Below are 15,502 nucleotides of genomic sequence, written 5' to 3'. Positions count from 1 at the left end.
GTTTAGCGTTATCCCAAAGATCCAAAAAGCCTTGTGCGCGGAACCACGCGATCATTGCCGTTTTGTAAAAAAGAGGAAAGCATTCTTTTCGGACAAAACCGTACAGATAGGTATGCTTTGGAGTGGGTTGTTTCCAGAGGTAAACGTGTAAATACCTCGTTTCGCGCTAGTGAGCGGGCACAATTGCAGCCACCAAAAAGCGGATAACTGAGCCGTCATAGCCTTTCGCAGTAGGCCATAATAGGTAGTTAATGCTGGTTGAGGATATTGTTACAATTACTAAGATTTACGGATGCAAGTCCGCGGGCTAATGGCGGCAAAAGGAGGTAGTAAGAAGAGTCCTACTTCCCAGAAAAATAACCACTATAAATCCGAAAAAAGAGGCTATTTAGCGGAAAATAGACCCAATTGCAGGGTAAATAGAATGCAATTACCGCAAATATCAACATTTATGTTGACATTCGGAGGGTAGTATTTCCGGGGGTAAACAGATAACTGATTGACAGTCACATAAATAAATATGAAACATCAAAAATGGCGGGTTTTCTCCCGCTAAACACCACGTCCCGCGCTACAGTGAGGGCGCAATTGCATTCGGTAAAAAAGGGATATCTGAGAGGCCTAGCTGGAGAGAAAGCGGTAAAAACGGTTTAAATCTATCGCTCCTTAACTGGAATAGATTAGATTTTTATAGCGGCCATTGTTAAAAGCGCTCCTTTTTAAGCGAAAATAGCGGCTCCTAGCGCCAGCACCATCCGATAGGCGTCGTTGCCGCCGTCCTATTTCCGGGAGTAAACAGATAAGTCACTGATGTTGCCATCGTTGCAGATAGCAGGCTGCTAAAATCCGCCGCAATCCCCTGCTTTACCACGACTCGTGCGGCGTAGCGGGCACAAGGGCACGCTTAAAAAAAACGGCTATCTGAAAGAGAAGGAGTTCGCCTAAACAAACCGGATCCGACGAACTCCTCTCCCTGGTTATCCCGTGCTGAGAGGTAAACTAGCTGTCGCTTCGCGGGACGCCCGGGGGCCAGTTGTGGTCGGCCATAAATTCGTAAAAGCGTTCTTCGTCCACTAAATCCGTTAAGGAAAAAGTATCTTTGGTTTCAATGGTCAGATCATAATAGACCCGGTTCCAGGGCCCCACCTGGCTAGCTTCCAAAACCCGGGAGACATACTCGGTCCAGGATCCCTGCTCCAGGCCTAATTCCTGGACCGCCTGGTACTCGCGCCGGTCGAGGACAAAGATTTGTTCAAACTCCTGGAGCATGCTCACCGCATCTTCGGGCAGTAGTAAGCTCGGGGCGGTAGCAAAGCGGCGGCTTTGTTGATTGCCCGCTTGATCCAGCACCACGGGCACAAAGCCGTGCTGTTGACTCTCCCAGTAGAAGCCTACGGTTAAAGCGTAAGGTTTGCCCTCGTGGCGAAACTTGACCCCCATCAGATGCTGCAACGCTTTAAAGCGGTATTGGCCAAAGGGCGGGGACTCGGCGCCATCCGGGGCTTCATCCGTAGCGTGGACCGTGGCGAGTACCAGTAACAAGTGGGTGGCGGGCGTGGTGTATTCGACCGTGACTTCCAGGGCGATCTCCTGGCCTTTGTGGGTATCTAATAAGGTAAGGAACATAAGGGTTGTGTTAAAATGCGACAATAGTTTAGAGCTCCTCTAGCGGCGGCGCTCCTGGAGGATCGAGGAAGCCGCTGGGGCAGCAGCAAAGCTAACAAAATCCGGCTTGTAAACATATGTGTATACAGATAATTTTCCGGGAAGCCAGACCTTTAAGGAGTGAAGAATCCAGCAGAGATCAGCAGCTTTGGCCGACATCTAAGAAAGTTACGGCAAGAGCGGGGCTACAGTCAACAAGCTTTAGCGGACGAGGCGAATCTAGCCAAACAAACTATTTACCGGATTGAGAAGGCGCAGTTTACCGTTACCCTGGATGTGCTGGTGAGCTTAAGTGAGGCCTTGCAAATGCCTTTGAAAGAATTAGTAGACTTTCCCCGGGAAAGTTAATCACCCCACCACCAGTTATATATTCTTAATTGAAAACTTACCGGAGGATCATTGCTTAGGCGGTGGGATGCTCCGCTAAGCGTTGCTGGACTTCAGCAATTAAAGCCATGGGAGTCATCTCGAAGGCGGCCGCAAGTGCAAAAAGAGACCCTAAAGAAGGTTGATTCCTGCCTTTCTCTAACAAGTAAATGTATTTGCGGTCTAGGTTACAGCGTTCGGCTACCTGCTCCTGGGTTAAGCCTTGTTGCCGTCTTTTGTCGTACAGTACCCGGCCAAAGACGTGGGCGAGTTTCTCCATGGTGGAAAAGTAAAGCAAGTAGGAGAGATAAAACAGGAAGTATACTTCCCATTCAGCAGAAAATGGTTTATCTTGGGGACTATTCTATAAAGTAACGCGTGTATGTTCCCTATGACTTCCCTGATTCCAGCTCCCTTGATTGTCCTGCTCTTAAAAGAAGAGCTCAAAAGTCAAAAGCTCATGTCTGGTTTGAACCAACTAGGGATTGTGGCCGAACCCTATCAAAGTGATCTGGGCCGGGTGATTCTGATGTTGATGGGTTTTGCCAACAGTGAGCAGGACGAGGCGTTATATACTTTTTATAATGAACAGTTAGGGTTGTTTACCGCATTAGAGATCGGCGTATTCCAGCAGCAGCTAGATCATTTAGCTTTACGCCTGTATCAAGAGCTAGAAGCTATCCGAAGGTAATTCTATTTATCATAACACTGGTTATGAGACTTCATTCCAGGGCATTGAGTCTAACAAATGGTTGAGCTAAAGAAAGGGTAACAGTTCTATTTACTTGACTTTTTTTAATTTAATATAGGCTGAAATAGGATCCCAATGAATCTCTTTTACCTGCCCGTTTTCTATTTTAAAAGAATACCGATCATTCCCTAAAGCCCATTGCTGCTGGCCAACATAGGTTAGAGTGTCGCCATTAGTCTGCCAGCTTCTTTTTATAACTAACTTCGAATCAACCACCTGGACGTTCAAATCGAAAAGGCCCTTATAGGTTCCTTGATATAGGGAGAGATCACCCTGAAACTGGTCGGTTACCTTTTTTTTAGCCGGAAGCAACCGGTCAGCAATCGGTAAGGATATATCGGATTCACTGGCCCGGCGGTAGGTATTTTGTAGGACAATAATAGTTAGCTTTTGTTCCGGAAAATAGCGGGAATCACACAAGATGCCACTGCCTGAGCCGCCGTGGCCAATTACCGAGTAACCCTTGTACCGGAATACTTGTAATCCTTTGGCATAGCGCAATACGGTGCCATCCGTTAAGCGGCCCACCCGAATCAGTTCCTGATAAGTCTCCGGTTTTAAAATCTTAGCACTGCTGTGTAGGGCTTGATTCCATTGGAGCAGATCTTCCACCGTGGAAGATAAAGCGCCGGCTGAAAAAGTCCACCGAAAGTAAGGCTGCTCGGCCCGGGTTAGTTTCCCATCTTTACTCACATTGTTATACCCGTGCGTCCGTAATTTAATAACCTTTTCTTGATCCGATAAGTAGCTATTTTGCATGCCAGCTTTTAGAAAAAGGTTTTTAGTAAGATATTCTTCGTAGGTTTGTCCGGTCAGTTTTTCAATTATTAAGCCGAGTAAGAAATAGCCCTTATTATTGTACATCATCTCGGTACCGGGTTTAAAATCGAAGCGAGCTTTTTCAATTAAGCTCAGGACGGTGTCACGCGAGTAATGGCTATAAAGGATATCGCCTAAGCGCACCTCTTTTATACCGGAAGTATGATGCAGTAACTGCCGAACCGTAATTGCTTCTTTGGGAAAGCTAATCTGCAAGTATTTGCTAATATCATCATCCAGGCTCAAGAGACCTTTTTCTACCAGTTGCATAATGGCCACGGCGGTAAACTGCTTGGTTATGGACCCAATTTCGAAAGAAGCATTCACCGGCATAGGTACCGCAAATTCCAGGTCCGCGTAGCCGTACGATTTTAGCAGCAGAACCGAATCGTGGCGCATCACGCCAATGGCTATGCCGGCTATTTGGGAGTTGTCTACCAGGGCCTGCGCCAGGGAATCGACGTATCTTTCCAGTGGCTTATTCTTATCTACGGGTCTTTCTCTAGTAGTTAAATTAGCGGGACCTTGACACGAAAAGGTAAAAAGAAAAAGCGCCAAAAGGCAGGAGACTACCGGAAGGAGTAACGATTTCATGGGTTCATTAATGGCTGTTGGAAATGGGGGAAAGATGGCCATGAATAAGCACTAAAAATAGAATGAGATTAGCCTCGTGCTTAAAACTATAATTTTTTGAAATGCTTCGGCAGCCAACCCGTCATTTCTTTAAAAATGCGGATAAAATGACTTTGGTCGGCAAAGCCACATTCTAAAGCCACGTCCGTTAACGAAAGATGCGGATTTCGCAATAAAGCAAGGCTTTTGTTTACTTTTAATTTCCGCCTGTACTCTCCCAAGGTACAGGCAAAATACCTGGTAAAATGTTTCGAGATGGTAACGGGATGCACCTGGGTGAGGGAAGCAAGTTCCGGCAAGGTCACTGGTTCGTTCCATTTATCCTGTAGTATTTCCATAAGCAAGACGGTCCATTTAGGTGGAATACCCGTTGTTATCTTAACGGATTCTTGCATTAAACTAAGCAGCAGCATTTGGATGGAAGTTTCCGTATCGGAGTCTTTGGTCCGCACTTCCCGATATGCTTTTAAGATTAAGAACTTCGCGTTTACGTTTTTGGAAACGGCTTGATCAATGCTACTTTCGGAGATGTCGTAGTGCCGTAAAAAGGAATAATCTATTTCGAGATTGATGTTTTTAGAAGGAAATTCTTGGGTGATAAATTGATGCGGTTCTCCGCCGTGGCAAAACAGGATATCTCCTGGTAGTCGGGCAAATTCGGTTTTGGTTCTTTTTTCCAAATGTCCTCCTCCCAGCAGCAAACTCAGGTGAGGGTTTTGGTGGTAATGCAGGGAGCTGGTGCCGGTTTCGGGCGAGTAGATCGTCGTTCCTACCGTCAAGCCTTCTAGGTAATGAATATCATTTATTTTTCCGGAGTATTGTCCTTTCAGGAAAGGTACTAGCCTGCTCATACCTTTTCTGAATGGTTTTAGGAGGGTAGAAGGATGAATCTGTTTCTGGCTAGTAAAATAACTAATTTAGCGCAAACTTGCGGGTGTCTGGCCACATTTAGTTTGTTATCCAATTTAATATATAGGTACTTATAAGTCTTGGCTAGGTGGGAGAGGAGCACCGCTCTTCCCGAGGAACAAAGGAATCCGCATTTCTTTTGTTGCAACACCCGCTATATTTTGTTGCTGAATCCATGTTTTTTGTTGCTAATGCCATTGTTTTCTCCTCAGAATGATTGCTTAATACTCTTTCTTTTAAATTGCTAGCACTCCTTTCTTATTAATTCTTGGAAAACAAGCCCTACTTTACATAATGTGTACTTATCAGACATGCCTTAACTAAGCTGAAAATAGAGTGGGAGAGGAGTGGTAAGTGCTGCGGGTAGCAGCAGCCTGCAACGTAGCAAGAGTTATTTAGCTAGCTGTTAAATAATTCTTATTCTCCCCCTAGGCAATTTTCAGGTTTTTGCCGTATAAGGAGCAAGAATGGATATCGCAGAAGAATTATGGCTGAAAATACCCTTGCGGCTCATGCCCTTAGGCCGCTTTATTCGGCAGATTGATCAGCAGAGCGTGCTGTTTTCTTTTCCTTATCTGAAAAAGAAACAAGTAGAGCAGCTCAAGGATAATGTTTTCCCGGACGATTTGATCCGGCAGGAATTTACGACAATTAAAATCACTTTGCCGAATGTGGCGGAAGGTTCCGAGTTTATGACCCGTCTTAATTCGCGTATCCTGGTGGAATGTTATTTTATCCCGGATTCCGACTAGCTACCAAGTTGATGAGTGATTCGATAACTGGGTGGGAATGGTCGTTGCTGGTGGGTGGTATACTAGCTGTGGGGTATATTCTGAGAATCTGGATTCAGCAGCGGTGGCCTTCTTCTTATCAAAAGCATAAACGAAATAGACGTAAATGGTAAGATAGCAGTCGTTAGCAGTAGCAGGGGCCATCTTTTCTAATGGACAATCGTATTCTTTATTTCCGGGTTAACTGATTTTAGAATGACCTTGTATGACTTTAATCGCGGCTCTCAAGAAGAACGACTGGCTTGGACCTGGCAGCATGGCGCCTACTTATCGTATCGATTTCATTTAGGCCATCGAATAGCCCTGTATCACCTAAGCGAATTCTTTATTGAGGTATACTACCAGGTACAGGGCAATGAGGTGGATTACGTACGCGGCTTTCAGAGCCTGGAACTGCTGGCACCTTACCTGGCTAAAATAAAATTACCGGATGTAATTAGATAATAGTTTACATTAGTAGATTGATTCTGGGCTAACTACCTTAAACATGAAACCATATACCATACTCGCATTGCTTCTAATCTTAAACCTAGTAGGGGCAAAGGCTCAGGTTGTTGCCCCGAAAATAGAGCGGTTCCCATCCATCCAGCTGAAAACACCAGAACTCCACGATAACTACCTGGCCCAAGATCCGGCGGCGTTCTTAAAAGGTCTTCAACAGAAGGGGGTGACCAGCCAGCACCTATCAGGGGATCAGAAAGCAAAGGGAGAGGTACCGTTGCAAAAGAGTATAGCCACGAAAATGCCCATTATGCAACCGGACTCTACCATTAAATTTCAAATTCTGGCTGTTATACCGGATTCCACTACGCTTTATCACATGCCCGTCAAGAAGCTCGATTAATCAAAAGATAAAAAATTTTATATTGAACCGGCTATACTTTTAAGAGTAATTTAAATCTTTCTTTAAAAGTGCCAGAAAATGCGCCAATAATAAACCCACTCCGACGGCTGGAAAAGCATTTTTTCTGATAACGACTGTTATGTTAAATAGGGTTGGTTTTCTGGGTTTTGTTACATTAGTTATTTTTCAATTAAGCGATTAACCATAAAGCCTAATTTACAAGAGAGGAGAAAAGTTAATCACTGCTAGCCAGAGTAACAAACTGGCGCTAGGCAGCCTAAGTAGCACGCAAGCAGACAGTACAGGATGCTATCACAGCGTGTTGGCTGATTGAAGATACCGGTTCATCATTAATAGGTTTTTTATTTCTTCAATTCACAACATTGTACGCCTTCTTTAACAAACTATCGTTATTTTGGACTGATATAATTTCTACATCCAACAATACAAAACAAACTTTCATGAAAAAAAAGCTTTCATTAGTAGCCCTTTTATTTTTCTCATTTTATTTTTCTCAAGCCCAAACAGAGCAAAACCAGGATGACACGCTGAAACCTCTCAAAGGAGATATTACCACTGAACTTACTTTAAATTTGTTGAAAGAAGGTTTTACCTTCAATAACCCCGGAGTTAGTTTAGGACCTTATATAGGCTTAGTAAAAGCAAGATATTTTAAATCAGATAATACTGCTTTAAGATTTGGATTTAACCTTGTTCATGATTCAGAAAATAACGAACCATTATTAACTGACCTTACAAGTAGCCAAACAAGTATTTGGCTATTGAGTGCAACTACCGGAATCGAAAAACATTTTAGTGGAACAAAAAAGTTATCGCCCTATATAGGTGCAGAAATTGGCTTCACCTCCACATTTGTAAAATCTGAATATACAGGGCCTGATAGAGAAATTTCTGTTAAAAATGGCTATATAGATGATAATCAAAATCCTAATGGAAGACCTGGGTATTCGCAAATTGGCTTAAATGCAATTGTGGGCGCAGATTATTATTTTGTTAAAAGATTTTATGTAGGCATGGAATTAGGCTATGGAATTCAATATAAAATTTCTAAAAAAATTGAAATTAAGGAAAATGGCATTACTACTTATGCAGATAAAGTAAATGGTTTCCGACAATTTGCTTTAGGCGCCTATGCTAATCCTGGACTGAGAGTAGGTTTTGTATTTTAGGTATGATTAACCTGGCCAGTGCTTAGCAGATTGACCAGCAAGCGAGTAGTCGGAATAGCTTTTTCTGTGAGCAAGCACGACCCCTACGGATGTAAACTAACGGAACAATCTTTTTCTTAGGGTGCGGAGTAAGGGTCAACGTTTCTTAGGACAAGTCTCATAGCAAATCGTCTCGTAAAACGACCGTTTTCTTGAGATTGGATAAAGCCATTTTACATATTCTTACGTATAGGCCTACCTAGATATCATGTGCCGGCTTTTTATTCTTCAAAATTATCGTAATAGGTAAAGTCTTTAACGATTTTTCCATTTTCAATTGTAAAAATTGTGCATATTGGAAGTTCCAATTTAGAATCATCTGGCGCGGTTCCGCTCGATACAAATTCCACAATAATATGGTTTTCGCCTGATGGGTATACCTGGATAACATCATCTTTCAAATCAGGAAAAGCTTCATTTAATTCACTATACTTTTGAGCAATCTGTTCACGCGTCTGTTTTACAATTCCTTGTCCAAGGGAAGGGTCTTTAAACGCAGTTGTTTCTGAATACATTTCCGCCATCTTCTCCCAATCGTGGTTGTTAAAATGTTCAAAGTACTGCTTTACTACATCCATGTTTTTAGTGTCCATTGTTAGTTGGATTTGGTTGTTACAAGAATTCAACACTACTAAGATGACTAAGATTATCAGGCTTTTTTTCACTGGTCGGTCAGCTTAAACTATTTATTGAAAAGGCAGTTTCCGCATTTTGTTTTATTAGAATACCAATATGAATACTAGCAGATAGCTAAAGTAATTCCGGTTACTTGCATTATGGATGGAGAGTTGCCGAAGGCCTATTCTGCGAACCAATTTTTTACTGGAGTAGTGGCGGCTCTCTTGCTCCTTCTTTGGCCAATTTAGTGAATGCTTTTCTAATTCCAGCGGCCAGCGGGAGCTCCGGGCTATTCCGGGTGTTTTAACTACTGCTAGTGCCAGACCTTTACTTTGTTTTCCTTTCCCTTACATATAACGAAAGACAGAAAACGACCTTTATTGAATATAATAGTGGGTATACCTTTTTGTAAAGCAGTCCGCGAAACTTGATTATGTAAAATTAAGAAGTATAGTAATCTCCTTCTATTTTCAGCAGTTATAATCGGTATAAAATAAAAGTAGATAATCGGCGTCCTTACCTCGTATTCGGCTAAGTATATTCTTAAAGGAAGATATTTAAAGCCGGAAAAGCTACGGACTGCTCGTTTGTTCTTGTACAAAAAAATCCTTATGTTTTTCGCCGGAAAAGCCCGATAACGCTGGCGATTAACACCAGGCCAATTGCCAGCTTAAAGAATACTTTACGGGGAGAAGTTCGTTGAGTGCTTTGGGCCGGTAAACCACCCAATAGCAATTCACCATTAATTACTGCTAGCACTAGGCGCACTGTTTGGGTAGGGGCATCCCACTGGGGAAAGTGGCCGCAATCATTAAACCAATGCAGGTGAGCGTCGGGAAAAGCAGCTAAAGCCCGCGTTGCTTGCCGGGGAAGACAAACCCGGTCCTGCCGGCCCCAGCCAATGACCAATGGTTGCTTAATGGTTCCCGGAGGAACCCCTTGTTGCCGCTCTCCGTGAGCTAATTGGTCTAAGAGTTCATCAAAAGAAGGGGAGCTGGCAAAAGTGCGCATTTCGTCGCCTACTAAGGTAGCCGGTAATTGCCAGGGACGAGCAGAAAACTGAGCTAATAGGGCCGTACGGCCAATGGGGTTTCCCAAGAGGGTTGGCATTATCGGTTGCAATAACCGCACTAGGCGCACGGAAGTAGCCACTGAATAATAAAAAAAAGGTACTTCCCAGCCCCGCCAAAATCCGCCGGGGTCCAATGAAACAACGGCGCCTACTATTCCCCCGCGTCGAGCTAGCTCTAGTACCAAGCGGGCACCCATGGAACTACCTACCGCATCAATACCCATTAAATCCTGTTTTTGCAGAAAATCTGTAACGGCATCCGCCAGCGTACGGATAGATACTTCCCCTCGCAAGGCCGGGGTAGCCCCGTGGCCCGGTAAGTCAACGGCAATAACTTGCCGACCCGCTTCAACTAGGGCATCCAGGATCAGATGCCAAGAACGCGAGCTACCGCCAATTCCGTGAATAAGTAATAGCGGCTTACCGGTGCCGCGGCGAATGCAGTGCATATCCATAAGATATTGGAATCAGGAGCTATGGCGTAATAGCTTAGGACTATTTACGGAGTTAGGGACAGTCAAGTTGGTGTAGCCGTTGATTAGCGCAGGGAAGGACCATTACTAGGAAGGGTCTTTTTATTGCAGTCGATAAACGATGGTCCTATTAAGTCATTATTCTCCTTTAAAATTACAATGTTAGTTTATTAACTAGCTTGATGGTAAGTAGCCATGCTTTGTCTGTCTTGTCCAGATATAGGTTGACCAAAATCGTCTCGTGAAACGACGATATAATGAGAATGCAAAAGACCTGGTTATACCAGGTCTTTTTAGCTTTATAACTTTCTCATTAAACCATCTTAGAAATCAACAAGTGTTCTTGATTTTTGAGATGAGTTCTGATAGACGAAAAAGTAATAACATGATTTATGAAAGAATTTAGTTAAAAGAATAAAGCATTTAACTCGTTCATGGATATAACATCCTCTTTTTTGTTACCCTTAACAAGGATAATTATTTCTTCATCGAATTCTCCTTCCCGCAAGATCCCCACGGCAACCTCTCCTTTCTGATACAACCACAAGGATCCATTGTGCGTGTTTTTAAATCCAGCTCGCATTAAATTTACGTGTTCTATTTTCATACTATTTATTGTTTAACTATCAGCACCGTTACTGACAAAATAGTATAGGAAAAAGCTCTCGTAGCGATTAGCCATTAATTCGCGGAAGCACGAATCAGAATAGAACTTAAAGTCTATGAGCGAGTCCGGTAAGGAAAAATATTTAAAGGTGGAACTTAATTTAAAATATAGTGTTTTTTATATGTTTAAAATTAAGTTCTTCTTCAATTTCTTCCTTCATGAAACACCTGGTTACTCTTTTATTACTGGTATTCTTTTTTGAAAACACCACATTAGCCCAAAGTGCCCTCGTAGAAGTAGCGGATTTATCTGTTAAAGTCCCAGGAATGGGTTCTAAAGAATACTACTATGGTTTTGAAGCCGGAGATGAATTAGTTTTTGATTTTGTTGACTTAAGCAAGAAAGGACTTAAGCAAGTAGAGATTATAGAATATCCCAATCAAACAAAATATGCGGGCTTACAGGTATCTACCTTTACTAAAAGCCTCAAAATCAATAAACGAGGAATTTATCTATTCCGGTTTACCAATAACGCTCTTGCGCAAAGAGCTTGTACTGTTAAAATTAATCGTAAACCCGCCAGCTCCAGCACAATTAACTTTAATACCCAAGTAACTTGGAAAGAAGTAACTGATACTACTTTTACTACCGTTACCAAGCAAGAACTTACGCGCTATGATACTACTTTTACTTATTACACGAAAAAAGAACTAGTCAAAGTAGATACCCTCGCGCAAGAGTTATTTAGTAGAGTCGAACAAGTTGCCGCCGAAACTACCATCGGAAAGCCGAGCGAATCGGTGATTCAAATTAATTTACCGCAAAATAAGACCGCTCCTTTAGAATCTACCGAGCTTATCTCCTGGGCCTATTGGCTAGGGGTAGGACAAGAGGGTCACTTAGCCTTCGAAGCAAACAAAAAGGCTTATGTACAAGCATTAGGTAGTTTAGCCAATGTCACGGGCCATCCTTTGATTGGATTGGCCTTGAACCAAGTAGCCTTTCTGCCCACCGGAAACGCGGGTAGCAACGTGGAATATTACTTTATGGCAGATCGGGCTAATGCTACCATATTTATGAATAGTTTTGATAAAGGTGGTTTTCGCTATTATGATCACGGTAATGGTATCTCGGGCTATGGCCGGAAAGAAGCGCCCACACAGGGGACCTTTTACCTGGGGTTGCATAATGATAACTTCCACAATGATATTAATGTTACGGTTAAAGTGGTAACTGTTGTTCTACGGAGAAAATACGAGCTAAAACAGTATAAACAGCCAACAGTTACACCCCGCTACGAAAGTAAAATAGTTAAGCAGCCTTTAGTAACGATTAAGAAAGTACCCGTTATTACCTAAAAAACAAATAAGTCAAGTTATACTTTCTAGGTAGCTACAAGATGTCACTGGTTAGTATCTAGGTGTGGTTAGCTGTCATTGCTTATAAGTCTTTAATTTCATTTAAGGTTGAATCGACCAAAAAAGGGATTCTACCTTCTGCAAGATCCGTGTAGCATATGGTTTGCGCATTAAAAGTATCTATGGCAATACAATTATCTTGAGAAATTTGGTAACTATCCGCGTAATCTCTCTTTAGTAATCTGTAAAGTATTTCGCAAAACATGCCTAATTCTTGTTTACTAAAACCATAAAGTCTGGGGATCAACCATAAGGCGCCTAATTCCTGTTTATCATCCTTCTCATAAGTAAACAAAAGACTTGGATTAACGAACAAAGGGAAATTCTCGATAGTTACTATTTGATGATCTTTGGGTACTTTCCTGTATTTTGGGGCACTGGAAGGTTTGAATTCTTGAAAATCAAATTCTTTAAAACTAAGAAGGATATCTATGTTCCGTTGATACATGGCCTTAATCCGTATATCTTTGGATCCTTCTAGTTTTGCTCTTAATTCGTTTATTTTAGCATCGTACAGTTCCGCATTATCAGATTTAAAAACATTATAAATACAACTGGTACTGGTAACCCAATAATCACCGCCACCTTCTTCGCCATTGGTTTCACTTTTAACTTTGGCTTCTCTGTTTTTCAATTTAAAAGCAAAGTTTTTTTTGCTCCTTTCTGATCTTCTTCTGAAATCTATTAATTCCTTAATTGTAATTTTTTGCATTCGTTCAGTTCTGAAATATGATTGAAAAATTGGTATAACTGTAAAAGAAATAGTGATGCTGTTACAAATAGCCTTTTATAGCTGTTTATAGTATTATTGATTTACCTTAAAAGGGGAAATTAAAGTTTGTTCCATTCAGAAAACGGTCGTTTTCTGCCTAATGAATTCATCCTGATTTATGTAAAATACCAGCGTCCTCTCTATATTCTATTACCGATACGAATGTTACCTGGTACACTAGAATTGCTGTCTTGTTTTAAGAAGAATGTTGCTGTTTTCTAGACTCCTCTAGATATATTTGATGCAGAATAAAATTCAAATCAATGGCCAAAGAAGCAAACATCAGTGAAATAGTACAAACCTTGCAGGAAGCGCAACAAAACAAAGAACTCTTAGAAGCCTTAACCACTAGTCTGGAGCGTTACGTAGCTGGTCAGAAGGAAGGCTTAGGCGAGTTAGAGAGTCTGGTCAATCAAGCTCGCTCAGGTCAGCTGAAGATAAAGAAAAGAGGGGGCTATCGTGGCCGTAGGAAAAAGGAAGCTGAAGGGGAGCAGGAAAATGCCTAAGCCTTAGGCTAATCATAAGACCGAGTACAGCAAAAAGTGGTATTCGGTCTTATAACGAATTCTTAGTACTTCTTATCCGGATAATCTTCCGAATCAATACTAAAGGTAAAAGCTAACTACAATATTTGTCTCAATAACTACTATTATGTTCAACAGAATAAGTAAGTTTCAACTTTTTACTATTATAATGTAATCATTTATCTACCAGATGAACTGATGTGAGTTTGGGTAGAAAGTAAAAACGAATGTCCATCCTCTATAAATTCCACTTCCCCGAAAATGGCCGTATATCCACTATCTGGTCGGGGTACTTCGACGGTGTAAATAGATCCTTGATCTCCCTTCGCTCTACTTATTTGCGTGATAGGTTGAGAGCTCCACACCGCTTGCCGAAAATCCTTTGTTTTGGCCCTACTAATCCATAATTGGGCTTTCGTGGCTCGCTTATCGGTTCGGATCTCTAACCGAATACGATCATTGTCTGGCCGGTACTGCCAAATCAAGGGCGGTAAACTTCTATGTGCGGCCACAGCGCGGATAAAGGCAAAAGCGGTGGCGTTGATTCGCGAATCTGCATCGGCCTGGACATGGTTCGCATTCGAGAGATAAAGCACTGCTTTAGGTCCTTTTAAACCGGGCCAATATAAGTTTAAAGCATCCGTGGTGAAGAAGTTATCGTTGGTGGCTGAAACTATTAACTTAGGTATTAAGAGCTGCTCCCGGTAAGAATACGCGTCCACCATTTGAATCAAACGTTGTCCGCGGGGCTGTTGGAGTTCTTTAAGCAAATCCGTTGTGGTTTGCGAAGGTGTGCTGTAGGCACCAAAGGCTTCTAAATGGTGGGGTAATTGCGCCTTTGAGTTTAAGATATCAATGGCGATGGGAATAATTCCTTTTACGCGTTTATCAGCTGCCGCCGTTAACCAAGTAGTATGTCCCCGCTTCGAGTGACCGGCGATGATAAAATCAGTTACGGCCAGTTGTTTTTGCTGCTTGGCTAATAGTTGTACCACATCCATGGCGCGCACCACACTTTTCACCATAGGAAATAGTAAAGGCCAGCTTTCATCACCCGTTTTTAAGTACTGCGAAAAGGTATAAGCCTGCAGATCATCTTCTTCCTTGCCTTCGAATAAAGGTTGATTGGGAATATCGTAGAGCATCGCGGCCGGCGTACCGGTGGAGTCACTGATCACTTTCAAACTAGCCAGACCAGCTTCTTGGTCATATAGATGCTGCAACACCAGGAGCATAGTAGCCGGGTGTTTGGCTTGGGTAGGAAAGTAAACGATAAGTTTATGGTTCCAGGGAATGCTTTGCCAGGTTTGCGACTGGAAGTTTACTTCATAAAACACCCCGTTACTAGCTAGGCTTGGTTGATTGTTTTGCCAGTGAAAAGAAGTATCTGGTTTGTGAACATATTGGAGTAAGGCATTACTAGGCGGAATGCGTAAAGGCTGCTTTTGACCATAACCATAAAAGGTGCCTAGAACTAGTAATAGGAGGAGTAAACCTTTTAACCTATTGGCTTTCATAATGGTAACTGTGCAGGAGCTTAGCATAGACACATCAATATTGAGTCTACTTTTAATATAACAATAGCTTTTAAATCCAATCACTTTTTGGTAAAATATTTCGTTAATTACCTGAAATATAATGACTTGTAATTTGTTTATTAAACGAAATTTTTGTATTTTTAATAGTAAACAAAATATTATTACTATGTCTAGAAAATTAACTGCTGGTACTCCAGCGCCCAAAAGTGGGCAGTATCAAATCATTGGTCCCCGTGGAGGAAAAGGGCCTGAGAGAACCTCGACAAAAGGAAATCCATTGCCTCCTACCCCTAAAGCTGGGTCTTTCTATAAATTGGTTGACCCGACTAAAACTAAGTAACTTTATAAGTAGATGGATATAAAAATAGTATCCATCTACTTTAACTATTGATGACTCTTTCTCGCCGTTTTGTAAGCTAAGGCTACTACAGTATCTTTCAACCTCAATAATCTTTATTACATTAAGCTAAACG

Annotated in this window: 17 protein-coding genes; 8 read left to right on the top strand and 9 right to left on the bottom strand. The window is 42.0% G+C overall.

Annotated elements, in window-relative coordinates; all coding sequences use genetic code 11:
* Positions 1 to 999: 999 nt before the first annotated feature.
* Entirely contained in the window at positions 1,000 to 1,626 is a 627-nt protein-coding gene (locus AHMF7616_RS25900; protein WP_115375900.1) for a hypothetical protein, read from the bottom strand.
* Between the two features lie 159 nt (positions 1,627 to 1,785).
* Between AHMF7616_RS25900 and AHMF7616_RS25895 the strand changes: the two genes are divergently transcribed.
* Entirely contained in the window at positions 1,786 to 2,013 is a 228-nt protein-coding gene (locus AHMF7616_RS25895; RefSeq protein ID WP_115375899.1) for a helix-turn-helix domain-containing protein, read from the top strand.
* A 55-nt stretch (positions 2,014 to 2,068) separates the two neighbouring features.
* Here AHMF7616_RS25895 and AHMF7616_RS25890 read toward each other — a convergent pair whose 3' ends face one another.
* Complete coding sequence (locus tag AHMF7616_RS25890; protein ID WP_115375898.1) at positions 2,069 to 2,311, bottom strand: helix-turn-helix domain-containing protein; 243 nt, start codon at positions 2,309 to 2,311, stop codon at positions 2,069 to 2,071.
* Positions 2,312 to 2,422: 111 nt separating this feature from the next.
* Between AHMF7616_RS25890 and AHMF7616_RS25885 the strand changes: the two genes are divergently transcribed.
* Positions 2,423 to 2,722 (top strand): hypothetical protein, encoded by a 300-nt coding sequence (locus AHMF7616_RS25885; RefSeq protein ID WP_147275805.1) that lies wholly within the window; start codon positions 2,423 to 2,425, stop codon positions 2,720 to 2,722.
* Positions 2,723 to 2,812: 90 nt separating this feature from the next.
* Here the strand turns inward: AHMF7616_RS25885 and AHMF7616_RS25880 are convergent, their stop codons facing one another.
* Positions 2,813 to 4,237, bottom strand: a complete 1,425-nt coding sequence (locus AHMF7616_RS25880; protein ID WP_115375896.1) for a serine hydrolase domain-containing protein — start codon at positions 4,235 to 4,237, stop codon at positions 2,813 to 2,815.
* 44 nt (positions 4,238 to 4,281) lie between these two features.
* Positions 4,282 to 5,085: a helix-turn-helix transcriptional regulator gene (locus AHMF7616_RS25875; RefSeq protein ID WP_115375895.1), complete on the bottom strand. Its 804-nt coding sequence runs from the start codon at positions 5,083 to 5,085 to the stop codon at positions 4,282 to 4,284.
* 525 nt (positions 5,086 to 5,610) lie between these two features.
* On the opposite strand from AHMF7616_RS25875, the gene AHMF7616_RS25870 reads away from it, so the two are divergent.
* From AHMF7616_RS25870 to AHMF7616_RS25855, 4 genes are all read left to right on the top strand, one after another.
* Complete coding sequence (locus tag AHMF7616_RS25870) at positions 5,611 to 5,895, top strand: hypothetical protein (RefSeq protein WP_115375894.1); 285 nt, start codon at positions 5,611 to 5,613, stop codon at positions 5,893 to 5,895.
* Between the two features lie 234 nt (positions 5,896 to 6,129).
* The gene (locus AHMF7616_RS25865) at positions 6,130 to 6,378 is read left to right on the top strand and encodes a hypothetical protein (RefSeq protein WP_115375893.1); all 249 of its coding nucleotides are present in this window, start codon (positions 6,130 to 6,132) and stop codon (positions 6,376 to 6,378) included.
* A gap of 43 nt (positions 6,379 to 6,421) precedes the next feature.
* Entirely contained in the window at positions 6,422 to 6,778 is a 357-nt protein-coding gene (locus AHMF7616_RS25860) for a hypothetical protein (protein ID WP_115375892.1), read from the top strand.
* A 461-nt stretch (positions 6,779 to 7,239) separates the two neighbouring features.
* Positions 7,240 to 7,968 carry a hypothetical protein gene (locus AHMF7616_RS25855; protein ID WP_147275804.1) on the top strand — a complete coding sequence of 243 codons (729 nt, stop codon included), beginning with the start codon at positions 7,240 to 7,242 and terminating at the stop codon, positions 7,966 to 7,968.
* Between the two features lie 260 nt (positions 7,969 to 8,228).
* Here AHMF7616_RS25855 and AHMF7616_RS25850 read toward each other — a convergent pair whose 3' ends face one another.
* The 3 genes from AHMF7616_RS25850 to AHMF7616_RS25840 form a co-directional block, all read right to left on the bottom strand.
* Positions 8,229 to 8,600 (bottom strand): nuclear transport factor 2 family protein, encoded by a 372-nt coding sequence (locus AHMF7616_RS25850; RefSeq protein ID WP_115375866.1) that lies wholly within the window; start codon positions 8,598 to 8,600, stop codon positions 8,229 to 8,231.
* Positions 8,601 to 9,234: 634 nt separating this feature from the next.
* The gene (locus AHMF7616_RS25845) at positions 9,235 to 10,152 is read right to left on the bottom strand and encodes an alpha/beta fold hydrolase (protein ID WP_115375806.1); all 918 of its coding nucleotides are present in this window, start codon (positions 10,150 to 10,152) and stop codon (positions 9,235 to 9,237) included.
* Between the two features lie 424 nt (positions 10,153 to 10,576).
* Positions 10,577 to 10,777: a hypothetical protein gene (locus AHMF7616_RS25840; protein ID WP_115375890.1), complete on the bottom strand. Its 201-nt coding sequence runs from the start codon at positions 10,775 to 10,777 to the stop codon at positions 10,577 to 10,579.
* A 218-nt stretch (positions 10,778 to 10,995) separates the two neighbouring features.
* On the opposite strand from AHMF7616_RS25840, the gene AHMF7616_RS25835 reads away from it, so the two are divergent.
* Positions 10,996 to 12,135, top strand: a complete 1,140-nt coding sequence (locus AHMF7616_RS25835) for a hypothetical protein (protein WP_115375889.1) — start codon at positions 10,996 to 10,998, stop codon at positions 12,133 to 12,135.
* 82 nt (positions 12,136 to 12,217) lie between these two features.
* On the opposite strand, the gene AHMF7616_RS25830 is transcribed toward AHMF7616_RS25835, so the two are convergent.
* Positions 12,218 to 12,907, bottom strand: coding sequence for a hypothetical protein (locus tag AHMF7616_RS25830; protein WP_115375888.1), 690 nt, complete (start codon positions 12,905 to 12,907; stop codon positions 12,218 to 12,220).
* A 323-nt stretch (positions 12,908 to 13,230) separates the two neighbouring features.
* Between AHMF7616_RS25830 and AHMF7616_RS25825 the strand changes: the two genes are divergently transcribed.
* On the top strand, positions 13,231 to 13,473 hold the full coding sequence (locus AHMF7616_RS25825) for a hypothetical protein (protein ID WP_115375887.1): 243 nt from the start codon (positions 13,231 to 13,233) through the stop codon (positions 13,471 to 13,473).
* Between the two features lie 197 nt (positions 13,474 to 13,670).
* Here AHMF7616_RS25825 and AHMF7616_RS25820 read toward each other — a convergent pair whose 3' ends face one another.
* Positions 13,671 to 15,008 carry a PhoPQ-activated protein PqaA family protein gene (locus AHMF7616_RS25820; protein WP_158546268.1) on the bottom strand — a complete coding sequence of 446 codons (1,338 nt, stop codon included), beginning with the start codon at positions 15,006 to 15,008 and terminating at the stop codon, positions 13,671 to 13,673.
* Between the last annotated feature and the right edge of the window lie 494 nt (positions 15,009 to 15,502).

This window comes from Adhaeribacter pallidiroseus (genome assembly GCF_003340495.1).
Taxonomy (GTDB): Bacteria; Bacteroidota; Bacteroidia; order Cytophagales; family Hymenobacteraceae; genus Adhaeribacter; species Adhaeribacter pallidiroseus.
This window is presented reverse-complemented; position numbering and strand designations above follow the sequence as displayed.

Excerpts from the sequence above, each read along its gene's own strand:
- AHMF7616_RS25900 (WP_115375900.1), bottom strand. The coding sequence starts at position 1,626 with ATGTTCCTTACCTTATTAGATACCCACAAAGGCCAGGAGATCGCCCTG.
- AHMF7616_RS25890 (WP_115375898.1), bottom strand. The coding sequence starts at position 2,311 with ATGGAGAAACTCGCCCACGTCTTTGGCCGGGTACTGTACGACAAAAGA.
- AHMF7616_RS25885 (WP_147275805.1), top strand. The coding sequence starts at position 2,423 with ATGACTTCCCTGATTCCAGCTCCCTTGATTGTCCTGCTCTTAAAAGAA.
- AHMF7616_RS25880 (WP_115375896.1), bottom strand. The coding sequence starts at position 4,237 with ATGGCCATCTTTCCCCCATTTCCAACAGCCATTAATGAACCCATGAAA.
- AHMF7616_RS25875 (WP_115375895.1), bottom strand. The coding sequence starts at position 5,085 with ATGAGCAGGCTAGTACCTTTCCTGAAAGGACAATACTCCGGAAAAATA.
- AHMF7616_RS25870 (WP_115375894.1), top strand. The coding sequence starts at position 5,611 with ATGGATATCGCAGAAGAATTATGGCTGAAAATACCCTTGCGGCTCATG.
- AHMF7616_RS25865 (WP_115375893.1), top strand. The coding sequence starts at position 6,130 with ATGACCTTGTATGACTTTAATCGCGGCTCTCAAGAAGAACGACTGGCT.
- AHMF7616_RS25860 (WP_115375892.1), top strand. The coding sequence starts at position 6,422 with ATGAAACCATATACCATACTCGCATTGCTTCTAATCTTAAACCTAGTA.
- AHMF7616_RS25855 (WP_147275804.1), top strand. The coding sequence starts at position 7,240 with ATGAAAAAAAAGCTTTCATTAGTAGCCCTTTTATTTTTCTCATTTTAT.
- AHMF7616_RS25850 (WP_115375866.1), bottom strand. The coding sequence starts at position 8,600 with ATGGACACTAAAAACATGGATGTAGTAAAGCAGTACTTTGAACATTTT.
- AHMF7616_RS25845 (WP_115375806.1), bottom strand. The coding sequence starts at position 10,152 with ATGGATATGCACTGCATTCGCCGCGGCACCGGTAAGCCGCTATTACTT.
- AHMF7616_RS25840 (WP_115375890.1), bottom strand. The coding sequence starts at position 10,777 with ATGAAAATAGAACACGTAAATTTAATGCGAGCTGGATTTAAAAACACG.
- AHMF7616_RS25835 (WP_115375889.1), top strand. The coding sequence starts at position 10,996 with ATGAAACACCTGGTTACTCTTTTATTACTGGTATTCTTTTTTGAAAAC.
- AHMF7616_RS25830 (WP_115375888.1), bottom strand. The coding sequence starts at position 12,907 with ATGCAAAAAATTACAATTAAGGAATTAATAGATTTCAGAAGAAGATCA.
- AHMF7616_RS25825 (WP_115375887.1), top strand. The coding sequence starts at position 13,231 with ATGGCCAAAGAAGCAAACATCAGTGAAATAGTACAAACCTTGCAGGAA.
- AHMF7616_RS25820 (WP_158546268.1), bottom strand. The coding sequence starts at position 15,008 with ATGAAAGCCAATAGGTTAAAAGGTTTACTCCTCCTATTACTAGTTCTA.